The 23984-nt window shown below is 42.1% G+C and carries 17 protein-coding genes; 14 read left to right on the forward strand and 3 right to left on the reverse strand.

Annotated features, from left to right (window positions below; translation table 11 throughout):
* The first annotated feature begins 571 nt into the window (after nt 1-571).
* The 3 genes from mqnE to QZT26_RS04910 all read left to right on the forward strand — a co-directional run bounded on the left by mqnE (nt 572) and on the right by QZT26_RS04910 (nt 4692).
* Nucleotides 572-1693 carry an aminofutalosine synthase MqnE gene (mqnE, locus tag QZT26_RS04900; RefSeq protein WP_295101044.1) on the forward strand — a complete coding sequence of 374 codons (1122 nt, stop codon included), beginning with the start codon at nt 572-574 and terminating at the stop codon, nt 1691-1693.
* A 139-nt stretch (nt 1694-1832) separates the two neighbouring features.
* Nucleotides 1833-3758 (forward strand): NAD(P)/FAD-dependent oxidoreductase, encoded by a 1926-nt coding sequence (locus QZT26_RS04905; RefSeq protein ID WP_164994448.1) that lies wholly within the window; start codon nt 1833-1835, stop codon nt 3756-3758.
* Between the two features lie 166 nt (nt 3759-3924).
* Nucleotides 3925-4692: a ribonuclease Z gene (locus tag QZT26_RS04910; RefSeq protein ID WP_099324896.1), complete on the forward strand. Its 768-nt coding sequence runs from the start codon at nt 3925-3927 to the stop codon at nt 4690-4692.
* Nucleotides 4693-4808: 116 nt separating this feature from the next.
* Here QZT26_RS04910 and QZT26_RS04915 read toward each other — a convergent pair whose 3' ends face one another.
* Nucleotides 4809-5861 carry a cytochrome-c peroxidase gene (locus QZT26_RS04915; RefSeq protein WP_169703192.1) on the reverse strand — a complete coding sequence of 351 codons (1053 nt, stop codon included), beginning with the start codon at nt 5859-5861 and terminating at the stop codon, nt 4809-4811.
* Between the two features lie 284 nt (nt 5862-6145).
* Between QZT26_RS04915 and QZT26_RS04920 the strand changes: the two genes are divergently transcribed.
* Entirely contained in the window at nt 6146-7699 is a 1554-nt protein-coding gene (locus QZT26_RS04920; RefSeq protein ID WP_295101046.1) for a GGDEF domain-containing protein, read from the forward strand.
* A 454-nt stretch (nt 7700-8153) separates the two neighbouring features.
* Here the strand turns inward: QZT26_RS04920 and QZT26_RS04925 are convergent, their stop codons facing one another.
* Nucleotides 8154-8672, reverse strand: coding sequence for a hypothetical protein (locus tag QZT26_RS04925; RefSeq protein WP_295101047.1), 519 nt, complete (start codon nt 8670-8672; stop codon nt 8154-8156).
* 304 nt (nt 8673-8976) lie between these two features.
* Here QZT26_RS04925 and glp point away from each other — a divergent pair, with 304 nt between their 5' ends.
* From glp to QZT26_RS04970, 9 genes are all read left to right on the forward strand, one after another.
* A complete protein-coding gene (glp, locus tag QZT26_RS04930; protein ID WP_295101048.1) occupies nt 8977-10185 on the forward strand; it encodes a gephyrin-like molybdotransferase Glp in 1209 nt (402 codons plus the stop codon).
* Nucleotides 10179-11792, forward strand: coding sequence for an apolipoprotein N-acyltransferase (lnt, locus tag QZT26_RS04935; protein WP_295101050.1), 1614 nt, complete (start codon nt 10179-10181; stop codon nt 11790-11792). Before glp ends, lnt begins: the two co-directional genes overlap by 7 nt.
* A 109-nt stretch (nt 11793-11901) precedes the next feature.
* Complete coding sequence (locus QZT26_RS04940; RefSeq protein WP_099324874.1) at nt 11902-12957, forward strand: rod shape-determining protein; 1056 nt, start codon at nt 11902-11904, stop codon at nt 12955-12957.
* Nucleotides 12958-13060: 103 nt separating this feature from the next.
* Nucleotides 13061-13768, forward strand: coding sequence for a rod shape-determining protein MreC (gene mreC, locus QZT26_RS04945; protein WP_157820471.1), 708 nt, complete (start codon nt 13061-13063; stop codon nt 13766-13768).
* 840 nt (nt 13769-14608) lie between these two features.
* Nucleotides 14609-16537, forward strand: coding sequence for a penicillin-binding protein 2 (gene mrdA, locus QZT26_RS04950; protein WP_164994451.1), 1929 nt, complete (start codon nt 14609-14611; stop codon nt 16535-16537).
* Nucleotides 16538-16586: 49 nt separating this feature from the next.
* Nucleotides 16587-17678: a rod shape-determining protein RodA gene (rodA, locus tag QZT26_RS04955; RefSeq protein WP_099324870.1), complete on the forward strand. Its 1092-nt coding sequence runs from the start codon at nt 16587-16589 to the stop codon at nt 17676-17678.
* Nucleotides 17679-17690: 12 nt separating this feature from the next.
* Nucleotides 17691-19562 carry a TIGR03960 family B12-binding radical SAM protein gene (locus QZT26_RS04960; RefSeq protein WP_164994452.1) on the forward strand — a complete coding sequence of 624 codons (1872 nt, stop codon included), beginning with the start codon at nt 17691-17693 and terminating at the stop codon, nt 19560-19562.
* A 181-nt stretch (nt 19563-19743) separates the two neighbouring features.
* Nucleotides 19744-20502, forward strand: coding sequence for a 3-deoxy-manno-octulosonate cytidylyltransferase (gene kdsB / locus QZT26_RS04965; RefSeq protein WP_164994453.1), 759 nt, complete (start codon nt 19744-19746; stop codon nt 20500-20502).
* Nucleotides 20495-22090, forward strand: coding sequence for a CTP synthase (locus QZT26_RS04970; protein ID WP_164994454.1), 1596 nt, complete (start codon nt 20495-20497; stop codon nt 22088-22090). The genes kdsB and QZT26_RS04970 overlap by 8 nt, the downstream gene beginning before the upstream one ends.
* A gap of 26 nt (nt 22091-22116) precedes the next feature.
* On the opposite strand, the gene QZT26_RS04975 is transcribed toward QZT26_RS04970, so the two are convergent.
* Nucleotides 22117-22983 (reverse strand): ParB/RepB/Spo0J family partition protein, encoded by an 867-nt coding sequence (locus tag QZT26_RS04975; protein WP_164994455.1) that lies wholly within the window; start codon nt 22981-22983, stop codon nt 22117-22119.
* Nucleotides 22984-23130: 147 nt separating this feature from the next.
* Here QZT26_RS04975 and QZT26_RS04980 point away from each other — a divergent pair, with 147 nt between their 5' ends.
* A complete protein-coding gene (locus QZT26_RS04980; protein WP_164994456.1) occupies nt 23131-23934 on the forward strand; it encodes an ABC transporter permease subunit in 804 nt (267 codons plus the stop codon).
* The last annotated feature ends 50 nt before the right edge of the window (nt 23935-23984 follow it).

The raw sequence follows: 23984 nt of genomic DNA on the forward strand, positions 1-23984 counted from the left end.
AAGTTAAGCAAACGGCCGCAAAAGTCCCCCTTAATAAAGGCGGAAAAAGGGTATTGTTTTTGATTAAATAATTCATAGCACCTTAGTTATTTGAAAAATCCAAGGGGACATAAAAAGCAATGTAGCCTCTTTAGGGGCGGTCTGTTTGTAGCGCAATAAAATTCAACAGGTAAATAGCTCCGTAGGAGCGGCCTGTATATGATTGACAGGAAGACAGGCTGCTCCTGATTATAGAGACAGGTTTCAAACCTGTCTCTACGATCTGTTATGGTATCCTATCTACTTAATGACATTGGCTTGCAACCTGAACCCGCAAATGTAGTTTCCAGCGCCAGTACGTTTCCAGGTAGCGGCAAGACACACCTTGCCGCTACCTGTTACTGTTTTTGAGAAAAAAAACGGGTATGTACGCATAAAACGACTTGGAATTGGCAATCAAACGGAAGCGGTCTGTTTGGCACAAGATTCAGGTAACAATCTTCAATCTACAAAAACTTACAAAAAAAGAGGTTTTTGCAGAGCAATACTATAGTCCTTGATTTAAAAGTACATTTCTGATATTTTTTCAATAATGGAACGGCTTTTAAAACAATCTTCTATTTATGACATTCTTCAAAAGGCGGAACAGCAGAAACGTTTAGGATTTGAAGACGGCGTGCGGCTTTTCAAATCGAATGATCTCCTTCATATAGGTCTTGTTGCCAACAGCATCCGGGAGTGGAAGAACGGCAACACGGCATACTATATCATTAACCGCCATATCAATTATTCCAACATTTGCAAGAACCAGTGCAAGTTTTGTGCGTTTAGCAAAAAACAGGAAGACACCAACGGATATGCCATGGACATGCTGGAAATCATGGACAAGGCCGCTGCTGCTTCGCTGGAGGGAGCAACGGAATTCCACATCGTGGGCGGTTTACACCCTGAACTTCCCTTTGATTTTTATGTCGAAATGCTGAATGCAATTCACGAAAAACATCCTGATATTCACATACAGGCATTTACTGCCGTAGAGATTGAACACCTGTCACAAATAGCAGGGCTTTCCGTAACGGATACCCTGAAAAAACTGAAAGAGGCTGGGCTGGGTTCTCTTCCCGGCGGAGGCGCAGAGGTGTTCTCTCCGCATGTTCGGGAAAAACTCTGTCCGGAAAAGATCAGCGGGGAAAGATGGCTTCAGGTAATGAGAGAAGCCCACAATCTAGGCCTCAGAAGCAATGCCACTATGCTGTATGGCCATGTGGAAACACCGGAAGACAGAATCAATCATCTCATAAAACTTAGGGAATTGCAGGATGAAACAGGCGGGTTTATGTCTTTTATTCCGCTTGCATTCCACCCCAAAAACACTGAATTGTCTTTTTATGCAAACACGACTGCTATGCTTGATCTAAAGGTAATTGCCATCAGCCGTCTGATGCTTGACAATTTTGACCACCTCAAGGCGTTCTGGATCATGCTGGGCATCAAACTTTCCCAGATTTCCCTCAGTTTCGGGGTGGACGATATTGACGGCACCGTGCAGGAGGAAAAGATTACCCATGCCGCGGGAGCTAATACTCCTGAAGCACTTTCCGTAACTGAAATTATTCGATTGATCAGGGAGGCTGGGCGTGAATCTGTTGAAAGGGACACCCTCTACAATCCCGTGACAGGAAAATCCCGGGATGCAGTATTGCAGGGGTTTTGAGTTTCTGAAGCCAATAGTCAGTTGGCAATCCACAGTCTGCAATATTAAATCTGAAATTTGCCGGCTGCCGATTGCCGACTGACTATTGGCACGTATATCACAGTTTTTCTCTCACCTATTTTTGGAGACCGTATTACAAATGACAGCATTTCCCAATCTTTTCAGCCACTTTCGCATTGGTTCTCTGAATATCAGGAATCGTATTGTGATGTCTCCTATGGAGACGCATCTCTGCAATGCGGAAGGTTTTGTCACTAAAGAACTCATCAATTATTACAGAGAACGCGCCCTTGGCGGCGCAGGATATATTACGGTGGAAAACACTGCTGTTGACCCTGCAGGCAGGGTCAATGACGGCATGATGTGCATTTACAATGATACGTTCATTCCTGAATTAAAAAACCTTGTTGATGCCGTTCATGCGGTAGAAGGGAAGATCGTACTTCAGTTAAGCCATGCGGGCAGAGAAGCACTTCCGTATTTTACCGGAACGGGAACAGTTGCCCCTTCGGCTATACCCAGTCCTTTAACAAAGGAAATGCCGAAGGAATTGACCATCGACGAGATTAAAGCGATTATCAATGCCTTTGCCTGCGGTGCGGAACGGGCGTTAAAAGCCGGGTTTGACGGCGTAGAAATTCACATGGCGCACGGGTATCTTGTGAATCAGTTTTTCTCGGCTGAGTCCAATACACGAACGGACGATTATGGAGGCGACACCTCGCGAAGGGCACGGTTCGGGAGAGAAATTGTTGAAGAGATAAGAAAAAAGGTTCCGGCGGATTACCCTGTTATTTGCCGGATCAGCGCGGATGAGTATACCGAAACAGGACTGAAGCTGGAAGAGAGCAAAGAAATTGCAAAGATACTGGAAAGGGCGGGGGCTAGCGCCATTCATGTATCAGCGTGTAATTATGCATCGGCCTTTTTTAACATACCCTGCTATTATCTGGAGGAAGGATGTTTCATTCACCTCGCGGAAGGGATTAAGGCAATTGTAAACATACCTGTGTTGTCCGTGGGAAGGATTCAGGATCCCGCAATGGCGGAAGAAGTGCTGAAAGAAAACAAGGCAGATCTTATTGTTCTGGGACGTTCGCTTATTGCCGACCCCTGTTGGCCGAATAAGGTAAAAGAAGGAAATCTTGATGATATACAGGTGTGCTTAAGCTGCAACAGATGTATCGAAAGCATCTCGGATAAAAAACTCATTTGTACGGTAAACCCCTATATTGGAAAAGACGAACGCTTTCATTTGCAACAAACCACAAAACCAAAAAAGGTGTTGATTGTCGGTGGAGGCCCTGCGGGTATGTCTGCGGCCATAACACTGGCGGGCAGAGGGCACGACGTCTCGTTGTGGGAAAAAAGCGGCGAACTCGGAGGTAATTTGCGCTATGCTTCCATGCCTCCGAAAAAGGAACCTGTAAAGAAGTATCTCCGGTATATAACAAAACAAGTAGAAAAGAATAATATCCCGGTAGCGCTAAACAAAGAAGCAAACGAGGATAACATTAAACAATTTGCGGCTGACGTAGTAGTCCTTGCGATGGGAGCCAAAGACGTTCCTGTCGAAATAAATGGTATGCAGGAAAACGGCGCATTAACCGTCAAGCAGGCGTTTTCCTCTCCGGACACTATTGGCAATAACGTAGCAATTATCGGTGGCGCCGCAGAAGGATGCGAATTAGCTGACTTTCTTTCTTCGCGGGGAAAGAAGGTTTCCGTTATTGAAATGAGGCGTGTTCTGGGGCTTGGACTGGTTGCACACCCCAGGTTTCATGTATGCGAACGCCTGAGAAAACAAAGGGCCACGCTTATTGTAAATGCGAAAGTGACTGAAATAGGGAGCGATTACATTGTCATAAGCCGCAGGAGGCAGCCTGACGAAAAGATTGAGGGGTTTGACACGATAGTCATTCCCACACTGCATCAGCACAACACGGAGCTTGAACCAATGCTTCAATCCTTCGTTCCTGAAGTATATACCATTGGCGATGCAAAAGAAGGCAGAACAGCCCTTGAGGCAATTGCTGAGGGGGTTGAAATAGGGTTAAAGATATAGCAATAGTACACCCACCCGGAAATCCCATCCAGAAAGGGACTGGGGGCATAGATTTAAAAGTTGAAAACAGTCGGCAATCTGCAATTTGCCGATTGCCGACTTTCGAGGTAAGTTTTTATTAGTGGTTAAATTCTTTTTGGTTGATGTACAGCGATAATTTTTAAAAATGGAATTGACCATCATCGGCTCTGGCACAGGAGCACCTTCAAAAACAAGGGCATATCCGTGTACTTTGATAAAAGTAAAAGACAAACACCTTGTATTTGACACAGGCCCAGGTTCATTACGCCAGTTGCTTCTTGCCGGCGTTACGTATGCGGATGTTGATTATATCTACTATTCGCACTTCCATCCCGACCACTCCCTGGATCTCGTCTCCTTCCTTTTCGCCATGAAATATGATTCTCCTGTGAGGACAAAACCTCTTTACATTACAGGCCCCTGTGGTTTGCACAAGTTCCATCAGGGATTAGTTTCTGTTTATGGCAACACGATTACTCCAAAGACATTTGACCTCCATCTGGAAGAAATAGAGAGGGGCGTACTCACTTATGACGGATGGAAAATTACTGCAGAACCCGTGCGGCATTCATCACAAAGCATCGGTTACAGGATAGAATCTTCTGCGGGCAGGACAATTGCTTATTCCGGAGATACTGATTACTGTGAAGGCATAATTCTTCTGGCAAAAAATACCGATCTGTTCGTTCTCGAATGCTCTTTTCCCGATGATAAAAAAACTGAAGGGCATCTTACTCCCCATCTGTGCGCTCAAATCGCACAAAAAGCGCAATGCAAAAAGCTGATACTCACACATTTCTACCCCGTTTGCAGTGAAGCTATAAAAAATAACGCAAACCTGCTTGCCGAACTCAAAATTATTTATGATGGAGAGATAGTTATTGCAGAAGATTTTGACAGGTTTGAAATATAAAATGACCGCATATTGCAGGGCAAAATAATTTCATATCAAAAAAAACCTTTTCTCCACGAAGAAAACAGCGCCCCCGTATAATAAAGGAAAACCTCCGTGACAACCAACGCAGAAAATTAATTCCGGTTTGGCTGCGGGGTGTTCACATTCGAAGGCGGCAAAACGGGATAAATAATTTCAGGCCGGTCTCCGGTCAGGGTTTTTAGAAATGCGACAATCTTGTTTGTCTCATCCTCGGTAAGTTTTATTCCAAGCTGATATGCTGCCATTACCTGTACCGCTTCTGCCAGTCTCCATGTGCTGGCATCGTGGAAATAGGGGGCAGTGAGTTCAATGTTTCTTAGCAGTGGAACCTTGAATACGTATTTATCTTCAACTGCCTTTGTTACATTATACCGTCCAAGCGTCCCGGTGTCTTTTTCATAGGGCTTTGCGATACCAAACTTTTGAAAGGAACCGCCGCCAACACCAACTCCGTTATGACAAACGATACAACCTTTTTCCTTAAAGAGGGCATACCCTTCTTCCTCTGTTTTGGAAATCCTGTCATACCCCCTTAACCACAAATCAAACCTTGCATTGGGAGTGGTTAACGTTTCTTCAAATGCAGCGATGGCGTCTGCAACAGTATCAATGGTAATGCCCTCCTCACCGTAAACCTCTTTAAACCACTTCACGTATTCCGGTATTGATTGCAGTACCTCTACCGCAAGGTCGTGACTGGAAGCCATTTCCATAGGATTTGCTATGGGACCCTTTGCCTGTTCCTTCAAATCCCTGGCACGCCCGTCCCAGAATTGCGCCAGATTAAATTTTGAGTTCAGTACAGTCGGTGAGTTTATGGATCCCGACATCCATTTGTGTCCGATAGAAGTTGGGAGGTTATCCGCTCCGCCGGTTGAAAGGTTGTGGCAGGAATTGCAGGTAATCCATCCGGATTTGGACAATCGAGGTTCAAAAAATAATCTTTTCCCCAAATCAGTCTTTGCCCTGTTGTTGTCAAAATTAATTGGAATAGGCTTGATAGGTTCTTTTGATCGGTCTGATTTTATATCTCTTCCAAAAGCCATATCAATCAACCCACCGGCAGAAGCAAATGGCAGTATTGCGGCGCTGATAACTACAAAAGACAACAGATAACCCATTACGGCAAATTTAACAATTTTCATATGTCCTCCTTGTTTAAATTGTAATGCGAAAGCGGTTTTAAAAAGTACTATTCATTTGTAAGAACGCATACAGGTCACACAATATTTTCCCACACGTTTAATACTATTTATTACAAAATGAATGTCAACAATATTTAGCATAACACGTTGATTTTTTGTCATTCGAATTTCGAATTTTGTTGCACTCAAAGGCTGCGCTATAGATTTTTTGTATCCTCTCCTGTATAATATGCCTCAAAAGAATAGGCATTTTTAAACGGCCCTTTTTGAAAAAGGATTCCTCAATGGCAAATAGAGAAGTTTTGAAAACTGTGCTCGATTCACCCTCTTTACCTACGTTGCCCACCGTTGCATCAAAACTTATCTCGATTACGTCGAACCCGGAAACAAGTATGGCAGAAATAGCTCATTTGATTTCGAAAGACATCGCCATCTCGGCTAAAATATTAAAAATTGCCAATTCTTCCTTTTACAGTTTTTCTAGTAAAATCAGCACAGTTCATCAGGCTGTGTCGAATATCGGAAAAAATGCGATACGAAGCCTCGTCCTCTCTGTTTCATTTCTTACCATCAAAACCAATTACAAAAATGAAGTCTTTGATTACGAAAAACATTGGCAAAAATCACTTTCTGCTGCAGTTGCTGCAAAACTTATTATGGCAGAAATAGATAAAACAGACCCTGAAGAAATATTTATTGCCGCACTCCTGCAGGATATCGGAGGATTAATTCTTGCACGAGCCTTTCCACAACAATATGAACAAACACTGATAGCGCTCACCGATGACAAAAGAGATATCATAGAAATTGAACGGCGAATTATCGGTGCGGACCATGCACTTATTGGGTACGAAGTCACACGAAATTGGGGGTTCCCGGCGGAATTGCTCGTCCCTATACAATTTCATCACAACCCTGAAAGTTACAAAGAAGGCAATAACAAACTCAGAACTGCTACAAATGTAGTTTACTTATCGGGGATGATTACCAATATACTGTTTTCCAATAAGCCGCAGGACTACCATCAGCAGTTTTTAGAAAAATCCGGAAAAATGCTTGGCTTCGATAATACGGTTATTAACAGGATACTCAGAAAGGTACATACGGAAATAGCGGAAGTTGCCAGTTTTTTTGATTTCCAGATACAGAATCCAAAACCCGTCGAGGAAATCCTGCAGGAAGCCAACATTGCGTTAAGCCTTATTAATCTGTCATACGAACAGATGAACAAGGAACTCATTGCCGCCAAGATGGAACTGCAGAAGCTGGCTAATGACCTGGAAGAAAAAAATAAACGGCTAGAAAAACTTGCCAATATAGATGGACTGACTGATGTGTACAACCATCGGTACTTTCAAAATTTTCTTGAAACGGAAATCCGCAGGTCACTGCGCAAGAAAACATCTGTGAGCCTGGTACTCTTTGATGTTGATCACTTTAAAAAATTTAATGATAGCTACGGACATCCGGCGGGCGATTTTATATTAAAAGAATTGTGCAAACTGGTTAAAAAAAACCTCCGTGATTACGATCTTATTGCCCGGTACGGCGGCGAAGAATTCATTCTTGTTTTGGTAGAAACGGCAGCGGAAGATGCCGCAGAGATTACTGAAAAATTACGCGAGGTCATTGCCTCTCATATCTTTATTGATGATATTAACGAATACAAGGTAACAGCAAGTTTTGGAGTGGCAACAATGAGTCCTGCTAAGGATGAATTTAAACAAGGTGATTTCATCGACTTTGCGGATAAGGCCCTATACGAGTCAAAGAAAAAAGGCCGCAACAAAATTACAGCTTACACCCATAAAAAGAAGTGGTTTGGGCATACGTGTTAAGTTAAGGAATCAACAATCACCGGTAAATCCTTATACGTGCTGCATCTGCCTGTCCCCCGCTGGCGGGGGTGCAGGGCTGGAGGGTGCATTCCCGATTGTTTGTAAGCGTTCATGGAGTCGGGGCAAAACAACCCTGTCAGGGTTAACACTACTGCAACGTTTCATTAAAACATGGCGGAAATCACAAAAAATCGGGAATACACCCGGGCTGGAAGGGACTTCTCCATCGCTTCAAATATCCCTTTATTTGCTAAGACCTATAAGCCTGTCTCTACGATCTGTTATAATATCCTATTTTCTAAAATTTAGTAACACTTTAGTTTTTTGAACAGAGAGTTTTTTGCCTTCAATGCATTAGATGAAATTCTTTTGGAGGAGAAATACGGCTTGCCTGTAGATTTTAACACTCAAGACAGGGTAGAAACCAGACCCATTACAATACCCGGCAGATATGTTATTGTGCTGGGAATTTGAATGTTTGTATTAATGTAAGGAAGTCTTCATGCTTGGCGTCAAAAAAATCGGGAGGTGCAAAATAGACGATGTCGCAAACAATGCCCTCTCCTTTTATAGTATAGGAGTCAAATTTAAATTTTCTGCTGTCGAGTTCCCCCAATAATAATGAATGCAGTGCGTCCTTGCCGTCAATGATTAACGGTTCTTTCAATACAATATCCTTGTTCCTGATGCCAATAAACAGTTGATGATTGAGCAGATCGGGTGTGAGTTTTTTATTGCCGGAAGGACTATAAAGCATGACAATTGCGGCATGGTGTTCTTCATTCCATAGAATGATACCCTCCTTTTCATCCGGAAGGACTTGCCACCCTTCTCTCTGCGAAATTATTGCATGTTGTCTATCAAAATGAAAAGGATGGTCTTTGTTGCTTAACGAGGCGCATCCGTAAAAACAAAGGGGGAAAAACAATATGAACCAGCAGAAGATAGGATATTTTACTACGGAATGATTCAACGCGTCCTCCTTTCACAGAGGGCAAAGAGTTAGTACCCTAAAAGGTATTTCTTCGCACTTTTGTCAAAATATTTAATGGTAAAATCCGAAATAAATTCGTAATAGCTCATCCACCCCTTACAGAAAAATGCATTCGTATTTTAGCAGACAACCGCCACCTTTACTATTCATTTGTAAAGTGGTGAGGCGCTGTCACAATAAGTCTGTAAATAGTGTTGATACAACGGTGTCGGAAGCGCTTGTTTATTTTCGTCGGCGTAACAATACTTGACATACCATTATTGTTAATTTAACATAGCTAACCATGATTTCAGTAGATGAAGCAAAGAAAATTATTATTGAAAATGTAAGTCCTTTAGTGCCCATAGAGGTGTACTTTGAGGACGCACGGGATTTTTGTCTTGCAGAAGACGTAAGGTCCGACATTGACATGCCCCCCTTCAATCGTTCTGCCATGGACGGATACGCTGTGATTGCGGAAGATACGAAAACCGCGCCCGTCGTATTAAAAATTATTGAAAATATTGCGGCGGGAGATATGCCTGCAAAGAAGGTATCGCAGGGGTGTGTTTCTAAAATTATGACCGGCGCATCCGTTCCGGAAGGTGCGGATGCGGTAGTCAGGTTTGAGGATACGGACGATACCGGGACAGAAGACCGGGTAAAAATATTGAAATCTGTTAAAACCGGAGCCAATATTTCCAACCGTGGCGAGGATATGCAAATCGGGCAAATAGTTCTTCATGCAGGGATGCAGATTCGTCCACAGGAAATAGGGATACTCGCAACAGTGGGAAAGTCTGTAGTAAGAGTATATCCTGCCCCTGCCGTTGGCATCATTTCTACAGGGAATGAACTGGTAAACGTTGATGAAAAACCGTCTCCTGTACAAATAAGAAACAGCAACAGTTATTCCCTGGCAGCACAGGCAAGGCGAATGAATGCAGGGGTTGAAATACTGGGCATTGCCGGAGATAGGAAAGAAGACATTGTGGAGATAATGACGCGTGGGCTGCAGAAGGATGTCCTGATTCTTTCCGGCGGGGTTTCAATGGGAGAATATGATCTTGTCGGAGATGTTTTGAAAGAAGCAGGGGTGCGTATTTATTTTGAAAAGGTGGCGTTACGGCCGGGAAAACCCGTTATCTTCGGGAAAAAGGACAAAACATTGATTTTTGCACTGCCCGGGAACCCTGTTGCTTCACTGGTTACGTTCGAATTGTTTATCTATCCGGCGATACGGAAATTAATGGGTTTTTCTTCTTTGTGCAGAACAACGGTAGCGGCATTGTTAGAAACGGATATTTCCACGAAAAGAAGACGCCGCGAGTTTCGCCCTGCACGGTGTCAATGGAAAGAAAATACATGGTCTGTTTCTCCTGTTGAATGGCATGGTTCCGCTGATTTATTGGCAATGACAAAGGCGAATTGCCTTCTTATTATCCCTGAAGAAACAGAAAAACTTTCCAAAGGACAATTTGTTGATATTATCCTCCTCGATAACCTGTGTTGAGAAATAAAGAAATTATTCAAATTACAGGCCTTTCCTTTTTAACCATTCTTTTTTTCTGCCTTTCCTTTCCTCCTGCAGATTTAGGGTATTTTGGCTGGTTTGCACTTGTACCGTGGTTTATCCTTATTATCCGGGGAAAGAAGCATGTCCTTCTTTCTTCATATCTTGTAGGGTTGTTCTTTTTTTTCACAGAGCTTTCATGGCTGCGGCATGTTACCTATGCGGCGTGGTTGTTATTAAGTCTTTATTGTGCGCTCTATTTCCTCTGCTTTGCTTTTTGCATTCGAAGGGCCGTTTTAAAATTAAAGTTACCCATAGTTTTTGTGGCCCCATGTGTGTGGATAGCTTTGGAATATGTACGATCCCATCTCTTGTCAGGGTTTCCCTGGTTTTTCGCAGGCCACACTCAATACCGCTGTTTGCCGGTAATACAAATATGTGACATTACAGGAGTCTCCGGCGTATCGTTTATTATTATTATGGTGAATGCGTATATTGCGTGGTTAATCGCACATTGTTTTCTTAAAGAGAAAGGAAATGAAAAAAATGAAGAAATAGCCCTTTGGGTTGGAAGAAAACACGAGTTTATTTATTTATCGTATATTTTACCGCCGCTATTTGTTATTGGGGCGTTATGGTATGGAGTACATTGGATTAAAGGTTATAAGCCGTATGACGGGCCTGTTGTATGTCTGGTGCAGGGGAATATCCCGCAGGACGTGAAAGCAGCGCCGTCGGAAGAGGAAGAAGTTGATACGTTAAGAAAATATTATGATTTATCTGTACGCGTTAAAGGGGAACCGGTAGATATTGTCGTCTGGCCGGAAACGATGGTGCCGGGGATACTTAATATCAACCCTGACCTTACGGGAAGAAAAATTGATTATCTATCGCAGCTTACAGTAGTTCAGCTAGCGCAGGAATTGAATGCAAACCTCCTCCTGGGTGGTATTTCACTGGTTCTTTCGGAAGATGATCAACGATATTTTAACAGCGTTTATTTTTATGGAATAAACGGAAAACTGCTGGACAGATACGACAAGATCCACCTGGTGCCTTTTGGTGAATTTACTCCGCTGAAAAAATATTTTCCTTTTTTAGCGAAACTAGTGCCTTATTCTGTTGGGTTGTCGCCCGGGAAAGCCCCCACCTTATTTCATCTTAAGACACTGCAAAATCAAACCTTTCGTTTTGGAGCATCTATTTGCTATGAAGACACGGTTCCCGCCTTGCTAAGGAATCTGAAAAAGCAGGGGGTGGATTTTATATTTAACGTGACAAATGATGGATGGTTTCATGATAGCGCGGAATTGGAGCAACATCTTGCAATAATGGTATTTAGAGCAATAGAAAATCGTACAGGCATGGCGCGTGCAGCAAATACGGGGATATCGGCATTTGTGAGTCCTGACGGGAATATATATAGTAAACTAACTGACTCCGAAGGGAGGCAAAAAGAGATAAGCGGCGTTCTGTTAAACCGGATTAAACTGGTTAAAAGCGATAATACCTATTATACGCTATACGGAGATTGGTTTTCCCTTGTTTGTTTAACATTGACCGGGGGCATGGTTTTATCCTCTTTTTTAAAAAGACTTTACACTTGACATTCTGTAAATAATAAACGTATAATTCCGATTTAATTGTTAACTATTCTATTTATTATACTTGCAGAAAATAAGCACTGCTGCGGGGGTACATTTCCAGAGAATAAAAATGCATCCGTTAGACTTTATTTTGGGCTTTGTTTCAACAGATATGGGGATTGATCTTGGTACTGCAAACACACTTGTTTGCATACCCGGTCATGGCATTGTATTGTCGGAACCCTCCGTGGTGGCGGTAAAGCCCGGTACAAACAAAGTTCTTTTGAACGGCAGGGCGGTAGGGATTGTCGCAAAATCTATGCTGGAAAAAGCGCCGAGCAGCATTTCCGTTATTCGTCCGCTTAAAAATGGCGTAATTGCGGATTTCGATATTACGGAAGCAATGCTGAAATACTTTATCACAAAGGTTCACAAGCGCAAATGGGGCGTACGGCCAAGGATATTGATTGCGATACCGTCCGGGATCACTGCGGTAGAAAAACGAGCGGTGGTGAATTCGGCGGAAAGGGCCGGAGCACGCGAAGTGTACCTTGTTTCAGAACCAAAGGCCGCCGCAATTGGAGTGGGACTTCCCGTCGGGGAACCGGAAGCAAGTATGGTTGTTGATATAGGGGGAGGCACAACAGAGGTTGCTGTGCTTTGCCTTGGCGATATATTTACTCACGAAAGCCTTAGAATTGCGGGAGACGAGCTGGATGAGGCGATTGTTCAGTATGTGAGGAAGACTTACAACCTTGACATAGGGCATCGAACGGCGGAACAAATAAAGATATTGATAGGGTCTGCCTACCCGCTGGAAGAAGAATTGAAAATGGAAGTTCGCGGAAGGGATGCAATTGCCGGGTTGCCAAGGGCCACGAATATTGGTTCCGAAGAGATCCGTGAGGCGTTAAAAGAACCCATTGATAAGATAGTGCATGCTGTGAAGGCCACCCTGGAAAAAACTGCCCCGGAACTTGCATCCGACTTACTAACCAATGGTTTAGTATTGGTAGGGGGTGGTGCTTTAATTAAAAGGCTGGATACACTGCTGGCGGAAGAAACCGGCCTGCCGGTGAGAGTCGCTGACGATCCCTTAACTGCTGTTGCAAAGGGTACAGGATACCTCCTTGAAAATCTGGATTTATTTAAAGCTGTTTTATATGATGAGGACCTCCAAACCTAATTTTAACGAGATCTTATCTCGTCCATTCACTATTACAACCCTCGTTCTTACCATTTCCTTACTACTATTATTCCTGCCTCTTAACGTTTCAAATGGAATAAAAATGGCATGTGTAATGCCAGTCAGGCCATTTCAGTGGGCGACGTGTTTATCCAGCAATACGGCAAGTGATTTTTTCCATAGAATTGCATATATTTGGGCGGAAAATGAGACAAATACGGAACGGGAAAATGAAGTTGCAGAGCTTAAAAATAAAATTATTGAATTGCAGGATACTAATTACAAATTACAAGATAAATTAAGCGCAGTTTCTGAATTTCATAAAGAACAAAAAAAAACAAAATCTCACATCATTCCGGCCGACATTATTGGATACGATACCTCCATTTTCAGAAGAAGCATCACTATTAACGTCGGCATAAAACATGGCGTTAAAGACAATAATGTTGTAGTGGCAAAAAATGCGCTAGTCGGGGTGATTTCTGTTGCAGGAGCCAGAACCAGTCAGGTTCGGTTGATTACCGATCCCGCATCACGTATTCCGGGAAGAATACTCCGGACAAGGGACCAGGTTATAATAGAAGGTAATGCATCTCCTTATTGTCAGTTAAAATATGTGCCGCGGTGGACGACGTTAAAAAAATCGGATAAAGTCGTAACTTCTGACGTAGGATCATTTTATATAGCATCCCTGCCAATTGCTACAGTGATAGCGAATGAGACGAAAGGCGGCGCTATTTTTCAAAGCGTAAAAGCATTGCCCCTGGTAAATATATCAAGGATTGAAAATGTTTTGGTAATAAAGGAGTAGGGGAGAAACATTTGATATAAACGGTTGCTGCTCGTTCCCCAGACGAAAGTGTTACAGTAAATTACAATTCCCCCGCATGGACAAGCCGGAAATACGAAACAAATTCTAATAACAAAGTATAAAATTCAAAACAAATCCAAAACATACAACAATATGAAGCATGAAATGCGAGATACGAAAGATGCATTTGTTTAGAATTTCAAATCATTTTGTCATTAGAATTTGTTTCGTATTTTTTATTTCCGGCTATGCCAGCTTAGAGTGAACGATGAACATTGCAGGGGAAAGCACCCTGCATCTTTCTGCAAGGATACGATTGAATATTTTTAAAACATTGCCATGCGCTGGATAACCTTTTTTTGCATACTACTATGTATTTCCCTTTTTCAATCAACATTGATGAATTGGATTAATATTGGCACTGCAACGCCCGATCTTTATTTTTCATTAGTGGTTTTTTATTCTTTTTTTATTGATGTGAAACGAAATGTGGTTACGAGCTGGTTTATTGGGATATCAAAAGATTTATTATCTGAAGGCACCTTGGGGGTTAATGCTATTTTTTTTGTTGCAGTCGGTTTTTTTATATGGTCAATAAGGGGAGTGTTATTTCGGGGACATTTAGTGACTAAAATATTGGTCACATTTATTTTTTCTCTTCTCTATAATGTACTCTATGCCTTACATACTGCAATATCCTGCCGGTCTGCAGACATTTCTTCAACGATATGGATGATCTTTATTTGTTCTTCGTACACGGCGGCCGTTACTCCATTTTTGTTTTATCTCTTTAATAAGCTGCAACCTGCCAAAAATTTCAGATCCACGGGAGAATAACCCATGTACTTTAACCGGAATAAACATATTTTAATACTATTTTTACTCTGTATTTTTTGTATTGCGGGAAGGCTTTTTTATTTGCAGATTATTGAAACCAGTAAATACAAGGGAATATCCAAAACACGCAGAATCAGAAGCTATCCGTTGGAGGCGGTTCGGGGAACCATTTTTGACCGGCAAGGAGATGTTTTGGCGATTGATCACCATGCCTTCGATATCTCGGTAAAATATAAGAAATTACTCTATAGTTCTATCGTATACGGTAACAATACTGTTCCACGGGTTGCGGAGTTAAAGGTGCACAAAGATACAGATAAATCATGCAAGGAATGTCATGCAGACATGGAGGCGTGGATGGATAATTTGTCCCGTGTATTAAATACTTCACGTGATAAATTATTGAGAGATTCCAAAAAGGCGGTTATGAAAGTAGAAAAGTTGAAAAAGAACATGGAGAAAAAATTCGGAAAGCCTGTCCTCATCAAAGAAGAGAACGGATATTATCCTGTCGTTTATGACGTACCGATAGAAAAGGCCATTCAGATTGAGGTTGAAAAGGATACATTCCCGGAAGTGCGTGTTACACCAAGGTCAAAGAGGGTATATCCGAAGCAGGAGATTGCTTCTCATGTACTCGGATATTTGGGAAAACTCACCGGTAAGGAATGGCAGGAATACAGTAAAAAATGGGATAATTTTGTTTTAGATTCCGGTCGTTCAGCAGATGAAAATCCCTTGTTGCTTTATGAAGGATACGCGAAAGACGACCTTATTGGCAGGGCGGGCGTTGAAGCGAAATATGAGGAAGAGTTGCGTGGTATGCGGGGAAAAAGGTTTGAAGAAATTATTTGCAAAAATACTCAAATAGAAAAAATTGTATTGGAAAGGCCGCCCGTTCCGGGTAATGATATTTATTTAACGATTGACAGCAAAATACAGGCGCATGCGGAAAAGGCATTGGGGAAAAACCGTGGCGTAATTATTGTTATGGAACCATGGACGGGAGAAGTAATCGCCATGGTAAATAATCCCCGGTTTAATCCCAACACATTGAATAAGGATTTTGCCCGTCTTAATAAGGATAGTGCAAAACCATTGCTTGACAGGGCGATACAGGGCGCTTTGCCTCCGGGTTCTATTTTTAAAGCAATTACCGCAATAACGGCAATGAATGAAAACAATATACATGCGCATACTGGTTATGAGTGCAATGGCTATACTAATTATAAAAATATCATTTTCCGGTGCTGGCAGAAAAGCGGGCATGGGTTGATAACCATAGAAGATGCCCTTCCCTTTTCGTGCAATGTCTTCTTTTTTGAAACGGCCAAAAGACTCGAGAAAAAATTATTGTACGACGGGGCAAAAAAATTTGGCATAGGCGAGGAAACGGGTATAGATCTTCTGTTCGAAAAAGCTGGAAACCTCCCGGAGATTCAGACAACGGCGACTGCCATGAACATTTCAATAGGTCAGGGAGCACTGTTAACCACGCCCCTCCAGATGGTTCGGGCGTATGCTGCTATTGCGAATGGCGGTACACTTGTACAGCCGCATGTAATGCTGAAAATAACAAACAAAAATGGGGAAACCGTGAAAACTTTCACGCATAGCAAGGAGAAAAAAATCAATATTCGTCCTGAAATTTTAAACGTTATACGTGAATCCCTCCACGATGTTGTCCTCCGCGGTACGGCGCAAAATAAAGGTTTGGAGGTTTACAAGGCAGCGGGCAAAACCGGGACGGCAGAAACGGGCCGTCCAGGTGATAATCATGCATGGTTTGCCGGCTATGCACCGCACGATAAGCCTCAATACGTTTTTCTCGTACTGGTAGAACATACCTCTGAACATGGCGGTGCAATTGCAGTTCCCATTGCAAAGGAGTTATTATCTTTTTTATATCCGGAATTGGCGCAATCGTCTTAAGGATGAAAAGGTGAAAAACAGAACTATTTTTAGAGAGTGTTAAAGCAAGATGATTGGTGATATCAGGACAAAAAATTTTGATTGGATTATTTTCCCGGTAATATGCATTCTGCTGATAATTGGGGTATTTTTTATTTTAAGCGCATCAAATGAAAAATTTGTAATGAAGCAATTTGTATGGATTGGGATGGGATTTATATTTTTTTTCATTCTTCTTTCTTTTGATTATTTATTGTTTGCGTATTATTCCTACATCATTTATGTCTGCGTACTTTGTCTTCTGGTTTTGTTGTTGATTCTTGGAGATTCTGTAAAAGGAACACGCCGATGGTTTTCGATAGGTTCCTTTTCGATACAACCGGCGGAGTTTATGAAAATAACCTTAATTCTTGCGCTTGCGAGATTTCTAAGGTATAAAAAATACGGGCTCGGGTTGTGTGATGTCGGGATTGCAATTCTTTTAACTATAATTCCCATGGCCCTTATCATAAAACAACCTGATTTAGGTACAGCACTTATATTGGTTCCGGTATTAATCGCCATGTTGTATGTTGCCGGGATTCGTATTTTTTACCTCATATCAATGTTTTGTATGTCGCTTGCCGTCTCTCCACTTCTTTGGTTTTTTGTGATGCACCCCTATCAGAAGATGAGGATTCTTGGCGTTCTTTGGCCTGAAAAGACGTCAGATTGGGGCGCAGGGTATCATCGGCTTCAATCCCTTATTGCTGTCGGTTCAGGGGGGTTGCTGGGAGCAGGATGGGGAAATGGCTCTCAAAACAGACTGAAATTTCTCCCCGAAAGGCATACGGATTTTATTTTTGCCGTTATTGCTGAAGAGTGGGGGTTTTTGAGGGCGTGTTTTATTTTATTTCTTTATGTGGTTTTTTTTATGTGCGGGCTCGGCATTGCCAGGAATACCAGGGAGCCATTCGGGCGCCTTGTTGTTGTTGGAGTGTTCACCATGTTTGCGACACAGGTTGTCGTTAATATCGCGATGAATTTAGGGATAGCTCCGATTGTTGGGATGACACTGCCGTTTATTAGCTATGGAGGATCTTCAATGCTTGCCTCTTTTATTGCCCTCTCTATTGTGTTTAATGTAAAAAGCCGTTCAAAGATCGATCTTGCCTCTGAATAATTAAGGACACGTATGAATTCTCTTAGAAAATATATCGTAGAAAACATATTGCCAAAGGTAGAAATGCCCGGACAATATATTGGAAAAGAATGCAATGTTATTGTAAAAAACCATTCCGATGTTGCTGTGAAGATAGCCCTGGCGTTCCCGGATACCTACAGCATTGGAATGTCCCATGCGGGGATGCAAATCCTGTATGGATTGCTAAACGACCGCAAAGATACTGTCTGTGAAAGGGCATTTGCACCGTTGACCGACATGGAGGCTCTTTTAAGAGCACATAAGAAACCTTTATTTTCGTTGGAAACATATACGCCGTTACATGAGTTTGATATTTTGGGATTTTCTGTTCAGTACGAGTTGTCATATACGAATATTCTCAACATGCTGGATCTATCGAACATTCCTGTTTTATCCACTGCTCGCGGAGAAGAAGACCCCCTTGTTATAGCGGGTGGCGCAATAGCGATTTCGCCGGAACCATTAGCGGAGTTTATTGATGTTTTTCTTGTTGGCGATGGAGAGGAAAATTTACCGCAATTTGTTGAATTATTTAAAGAAATGAAACAACAAAAACTTTCCCGGCAGGAAAAACTTTTTCTTATTAGCACAAAAATGAGAAATGCATATGTGCCTTCACAATACGATGTATTTTATAATAGTGACAATACAATAAAAGAAATACGCCCCAAAATCCCCGGCGTACCGTCCTCTGTCCGATCTGCCGCAATTGAGGATTTAAACGCAGCATACCATCCAACGAAACCGGTTATTCCTTTTGTAAAAATAATTCACGACCGTATTAGTATTGAGATCATGCGAGGGTGTACACAGGGTTGCAGGTTTTGCCAGGCGGGGATGAGCAAGCGTCCGACCCGCCCGCGGACGGTTGAGAACATCCTGCGGTTGGCGGAAGAATCTTATGCGAATACAGGGTATAATGAAATATCATTAATGTCCCTTTCGGTGAGCGATTATCCGCATTTAGAGCAACTGATGGGTAAAATGAATCATGTTTTTGCACCAAGGCATGTAAACATTGCGTTTCCTTCTCTCAGGGTGAATGAACAGCTTGCTTTATTGCCTTCCATGTTGAATACGGTACGAAAATCAGGGTTAACGATAGCGTTGGAAGCGGCGAAACCTTCTCTCAGGAGAGTAATAAACAAAAACATTACGAATGAGGATTTTTTCAGAGGCATTGAAGAGGCGTTCAGGCAGGGATGGAATGCGGTAAAGCTGTATTTCATGATAGGTCTTCCCACAGAAACAGATGATGACATTGAGGCAATTGCAGCATTGGCTTATGACGTTTCTGATGTAATGAAAAAGGTGAGAGGCCATTATGGCCAGGTGAATATAAGCATTGCCCCTTTTATCCCGAAGGCCCATACTCCCTACCAGTGGCAGCCGATGGTTTCCATGGATAGGATTAAGGAAATAAGAGAAAGACTCTACCAGAGAATAAAAAGGAAAAACATTCGCATAAAATTTCATAAGGCGGAGCGTAGTATTCTGGAAGGAATCTTTGCCCGTGGAGACAGAAGACTCGGGAAGGTTATTTATACTGCGTGGATGCATGGGTGTAAGTTTGATGCATGGGAAGAGCATTTTCAATTTGAAAAGTGGATGGATGTGTTTCATAGGGCAGGAATAGATTGGCATTTTTACATCCATCGTACCAGAGAAACGGATGAAATCTTGCCGTGGGAACACATAAATTGCGGGGTAGTGAGGCCGTTTCTCCTGCAGGAGTCGGAACGATCATCACGAAAAGAAATAACGCAGGATTGCAGGCTGGACAGGTGCCCTGAATGTGGAAGCTGTACCAGGTCGCAACATTTTTTACCCTACGCTGGCAAAGCCAGAGTTCAGCAAGCATGAAAATAGTCCTCAGTCCTCAATCTGCAATTTGCAATTTGCCGTCGCCGATCTGATACCGATAAGGTACTACTGGGAGTTTTTTTGCAAAAGAATCTTTTAAAAAACATTTGAATATGCCATACACTTTAATAGAATTAAGCTCTTATCGTGCATAGAGTAAAAATACACATTTGGATACTATATGAATAAGCATAAATCGGTGGTAATAATTCCTGCAAGATATGATTCTTCACGATTACAGGGGAAATTGATTTTACAGGAAGTAAAAGATATTACGGGGAGGTATATAATAGAGCATGTGTATCAAAATGTGAAATCCGCCAGGGGTATTGAAAAGGTAATTGTTACAACGGACAGCAGGCAGATTTTTGATATCGTAAAGGGTTTTGGGGGTGTGGCAGAAATGACTTCAGGGGAGTATCATTCCGGCACAGATAGGATCTCTGAAATTGCTGAAAGGATAGATGCGGATTTTATCGTAAACGTGCAGGGAGATGAGCCGGAAATGAACGGTGCAATGGTCGATTTAGTTATTGATGTGCTGGAGAAAGATGATAACGCGGTAATGTCAACCCTTGCAAACAGAATAGAAAATGCGGAGGCATTAAGAGATCCAAACTGTGTAAAGGTGGTATTGGATAATAACGGATATGCACTCTACTTTTCCCGTTCTCAAATACCATATGTGCGGGATAATGATGAACAAGGAAATGGCAGAGAATTTTTAAGACACCTTGGAATATATGGATATCGCAGGGACTTTTTGCTGAAGTACCGTAATTTATTGCCATCGAAATTAGAGATGGCGGAAAAACTTGAACAACTTAGGGCGCTTTCAAATGGATATAAAATAAAAGTGGCAATTACTGAGTATGTATCGTGTGGTATAAATACTAAAAATGATTTGATGGAATTTATAGAAAGACATAAAAATGACTAAACATATTTTTGTTACGGGCGGAGTAGTATCGTCACTCGGGAAGGGCTTAAATTCTGCTTCTATAGGGATGTTACTGGAGAGCAGAGGATTAAAGGTGCGATTGCAGAAATTTGATCCGTATGTCAACGTTGATCCGGGAACGATGAGCCCGTATGAACATGGAGAAGTATATGTAACTGAAGATGGCGCGGAAACGGATCTGGACCTCGGGCATTATGAAAGATTTACCAATGCAGAAACAAACAAATACTGTAACTTTACTACAGGGTCTATTTACTATTCCGTTATTATGAAGGAGCGGAATGGCGAATATTTGGGAAAGACGGTGCAGGTCATCCCTCATATTACGAATGAGGTTATAGAATGCATTAAAAAGCTGGATGGACCGGACACTGATGTGGTAATTTCTGAGATTGGCGGCATTGTGGGCGATATCGAAAGCCAGTTGTTTCTTGAAGCAATCAGACAATTCGGGCAAACGATAGGCAGGGGAAACGTACTCTACATTCATTTAACACTTGTGCCATATTTAAGTGCGGCAGACGAAATAAAGACAAAACCTACACAACACAGTGTTGGTATGTTACGGCAGGCTGGTGTGCAGCCGGATATTATTATATGCAGGACAGAGAAACATTTGAGCGAAGAGATAAAAGAAAAGATATCGCTTTTTTGTAATGTTGATAAAAACGCAATTATAGAGGAGAAGGATGTAAAACCATATTTGTATGAAATACCTCTTATACTTATGGAACAGGGGCTGGACAAGTTGATCATACAAAAACTCCAACTGAAAACAAATAATGGGAATATAGATAAGTGGTTATCAATATTAGAGATACTGAGAAATCCGAAGTATACGACAGAAATAGCTATTGTTGGAAAATATATAGGGCATCAATCGGCGTATGAATCTATTTATGAGTCGTTAATACACGGCGGAATAGAAAACAATGCACGAGTAAAAGAACGCAGAATTGAATCTGAGGATGTAGAAAGGTTCGGGGCAGAAGCATGCTTAAAAGGGGTAAATGGAATATTGGCGCCCGGTGGATTTGGTGCGAGGGGTGTTGAAGGAAAAGTAATGGCAATTCAATACGCGAGGGAAAACAACATCCCCTTTTTTGGCATTTGCCTCGGAATGCAGTGCGCCTCTATAGAGTTTGCAAGAAATGTCTGTAATCTTGCCGGCGCAAACAGCACCGAATTTGATCCTGCTACCCCGCATCCCGTAATAAGCCTACTCGAAGAACAGCAAAATATAACAAAAAAAGGCGGAACAATGCGATTAGGGGCTCAAGCCTGTTTTGTTGAAGAAGGTACAAAGGCGTATGAAGCATATAAAAAGGCCATAGTTTCCGAAAGGCATCGACATCGATACGAATTCAATGATGCGTATAAAGAGAGATTTTTAGCAAATGGAATGAGATTTAGTGGACATTCACAGGAAGACCGGCTGGTCGAGATCATGGAAATTATAAATCATCCGTGGTTTGTCTGTGTGCAGTTTCATCCGGAATTTAAATCAAAGCCAACAAAAGCACACCCATTGTTTAGAGAATTTATACGGGCAACGTTAAAAAAATGAATTTGCGGGGAAAGTGAATATCTATTTTAAAGACTAATCCCGCTTTTATTGGCAATCCGCTCGAACTCTTCATTGTTGTTAAAGGCAATAGTTATTTGCCCCCTACCATGTCGTTCGCGTATCTTTACTTTTGCCCCAAAATGCTTTCGAAAGCGATCCTCAATGTCGGCAATATGCGGCGTGGGTAATTTTCTCTCGGGTCGTTTCTCTGGCTTGCGAAGATTTTTTTCTCCGGCAACCATGGATTCAACATCCCTTACGGAGAGACCTTCCTTAATGATAATGGTGCAGTATTTTATCTGCATTTCTTTTTCATGAAGAGAAAGCAACGCCCGGGCATGCCCCATGGAGATTGTTCCACGTGAAACATGTCCCTGGATTTCATCGGGAAGTTCGAGAAGCCGGAGATAATTTGCTACTGAACTGCGGTCTTTTCCCATTGCATGGGCGACTTGTTCCTGCGTGAATCCGAATTTTTTTACCAACTCACGGAACCCAAGGGCCTTTTCGATAGGATTAAGGTCTTCTCTTTGGATGTTTTCTATTAAAGCGATTTCGAGGAGGCTTTCATCATCAGTCTTGCGTACAATTGCGGGTACTTTTTTCATGCCGAGTTCCTTTGCCGCCCTCCAACGCCGTTCCCCTGCAATAAGCATATAGCCGTGGGCAAGGGGCGTCACGATGATAGGCTGCAAAATACCGTGTTTTTTGATAGATGCCATAAGATCATGCATTTCTGCTTCCTTAAAAAGGTTGCGGGGTTGCATGCTATTCGGTTTTATGTCGTTGGGATTCAATTGTATGATTACGCCCTCTTCCTGTTGGGATTCTATACCAATGACGCCTCCCAGGAGAGATTGCAGCCCTTTGCTAAGTCCTTCGTTTTTGGACATGGGTTTCGTCCTTTTTTTTGAATGTTTTTCCATTGAAATATTTTTCTGTAGGTGTTGGGATCCGGCCGGTTGTCCGTCCTGAAATGTTTCACGTGAAACATTTTTAATAGAGTCTATGGGTTTTCTGGTTAAATTCAAGGGTTTTTTATGAATGGCGCTCTGTTTTGTCTCGCAATTAATACATCAAGGGATGTTTTTCGGCAGCCCTTATTTTATGTAATTACCGGCGTTGGCATGTTTTTAACGTTTTTGTCCCTTTTTTTTACGCTGTTTGCCTTTGGTGAAGAGATCCGGCTGATGAAAGAAATGGGCATTTCTACCATTACGGTGTGTTGTCTCGTATTGGTTTCCATGTCTGCGGCAAATGCTCTATCAAAAGAGAGAGAAAGTTGCACTATTTTGACGCTGTTGGCAAAACCAGTGTGTAGTCGTGATGTTGTCCTCGGAAAGTTTTTTGGTATATTGATAGTGGCGACCGTGGAATATTTAATATTAGGGGCTTTTTTAGTTGCTTCCCTGTCTTTGAAAAATCTGATAGATCTTGGTGTGGCACTTTTCCCCTCCATTATACACTTCGTGAGCACTACCTTTCTCCCGCTTTTCTATACATTTTTACAGATAGAAATAATGTGTGCAATAGCAATCGCGGGGTCTGTTTATTTGTCAGTGTCGGCTAATTTGAGTTGTTGTGTGTTTGTCTATATTGTTGGAAACCTGCTAGGTCTTGTTCAAAACCTTTTCAATGCGAATGAGCGCCATTTCTTGTGGCTGTTTGCATTTTTGTACACAATTTTCCCGAATCTGGAAGGGGTGAGTGCTATAAGCATGGGTTATCCTTCGGAAGGGATTGACGTTCGTTATATTTTGCTTATGGTCGTTTATGCCATTGCGTATACAACGCTTATTATTCACATAGCATTTGAAATGTTTGAAAGAAAAGAATGTTGCTGATCTGCATGAAATGATGCATTTTTAACAAGAAAGAAATGTGCCGCTGCCGA

Source organism: uncultured Candidatus Kuenenia sp., from assembly GCF_900696675.1.
Taxonomy (GTDB): Bacteria; Planctomycetota; Brocadiia; order Brocadiales; family Brocadiaceae; genus Kuenenia; species Kuenenia stuttgartiensis_A.

What these genes read in the sequence shown, in the direction of transcription:
- mqnE (WP_295101044.1), top strand. Translation starts at nt 572, where the DNA reads ATGGAACGGCTTTTAAAACAATCTTCTATTTATGACATTCTTCAAAAG.
- QZT26_RS04905 (WP_164994448.1), top strand. Translation starts at nt 1,833, where the DNA reads ATGACAGCATTTCCCAATCTTTTCAGCCACTTTCGCATTGGTTCTCTG.
- QZT26_RS04910 (WP_099324896.1), top strand. Translation starts at nt 3,925, where the DNA reads ATGGAATTGACCATCATCGGCTCTGGCACAGGAGCACCTTCAAAAACA.
- QZT26_RS04915 (WP_169703192.1), bottom strand. Translation starts at nt 5,861, where the DNA reads ATGAAAATTGTTAAATTTGCCGTAATGGGTTATCTGTTGTCTTTTGTA.
- QZT26_RS04920 (WP_295101046.1), top strand. Translation starts at nt 6,146, where the DNA reads ATGGCAAATAGAGAAGTTTTGAAAACTGTGCTCGATTCACCCTCTTTA.
- glp (WP_295101048.1), top strand. Translation starts at nt 8,977, where the DNA reads ATGATTTCAGTAGATGAAGCAAAGAAAATTATTATTGAAAATGTAAGT.
- QZT26_RS04940 (WP_099324874.1), top strand. Translation starts at nt 11,902, where the DNA reads ATGCATCCGTTAGACTTTATTTTGGGCTTTGTTTCAACAGATATGGGG.
- mreC (WP_157820471.1), top strand. Translation starts at nt 13,061, where the DNA reads ATGGCATGTGTAATGCCAGTCAGGCCATTTCAGTGGGCGACGTGTTTA.
- mrdA (WP_164994451.1), top strand. Translation starts at nt 14,609, where the DNA reads ATGTACTTTAACCGGAATAAACATATTTTAATACTATTTTTACTCTGT.
- rodA (WP_099324870.1), top strand. Translation starts at nt 16,587, where the DNA reads ATGATTGGTGATATCAGGACAAAAAATTTTGATTGGATTATTTTCCCG.
- QZT26_RS04960 (WP_164994452.1), top strand. Translation starts at nt 17,691, where the DNA reads ATGAATTCTCTTAGAAAATATATCGTAGAAAACATATTGCCAAAGGTA.
- kdsB (WP_164994453.1), top strand. Translation starts at nt 19,744, where the DNA reads ATGAATAAGCATAAATCGGTGGTAATAATTCCTGCAAGATATGATTCT.
- QZT26_RS04970 (WP_164994454.1), top strand. Translation starts at nt 20,495, where the DNA reads ATGACTAAACATATTTTTGTTACGGGCGGAGTAGTATCGTCACTCGGG.
- QZT26_RS04975 (WP_164994455.1), bottom strand. Translation starts at nt 22,983, where the DNA reads ATGTCCAAAAACGAAGGACTTAGCAAAGGGCTGCAATCTCTCCTGGGA.
- QZT26_RS04980 (WP_164994456.1), top strand. Translation starts at nt 23,131, where the DNA reads ATGAATGGCGCTCTGTTTTGTCTCGCAATTAATACATCAAGGGATGTT.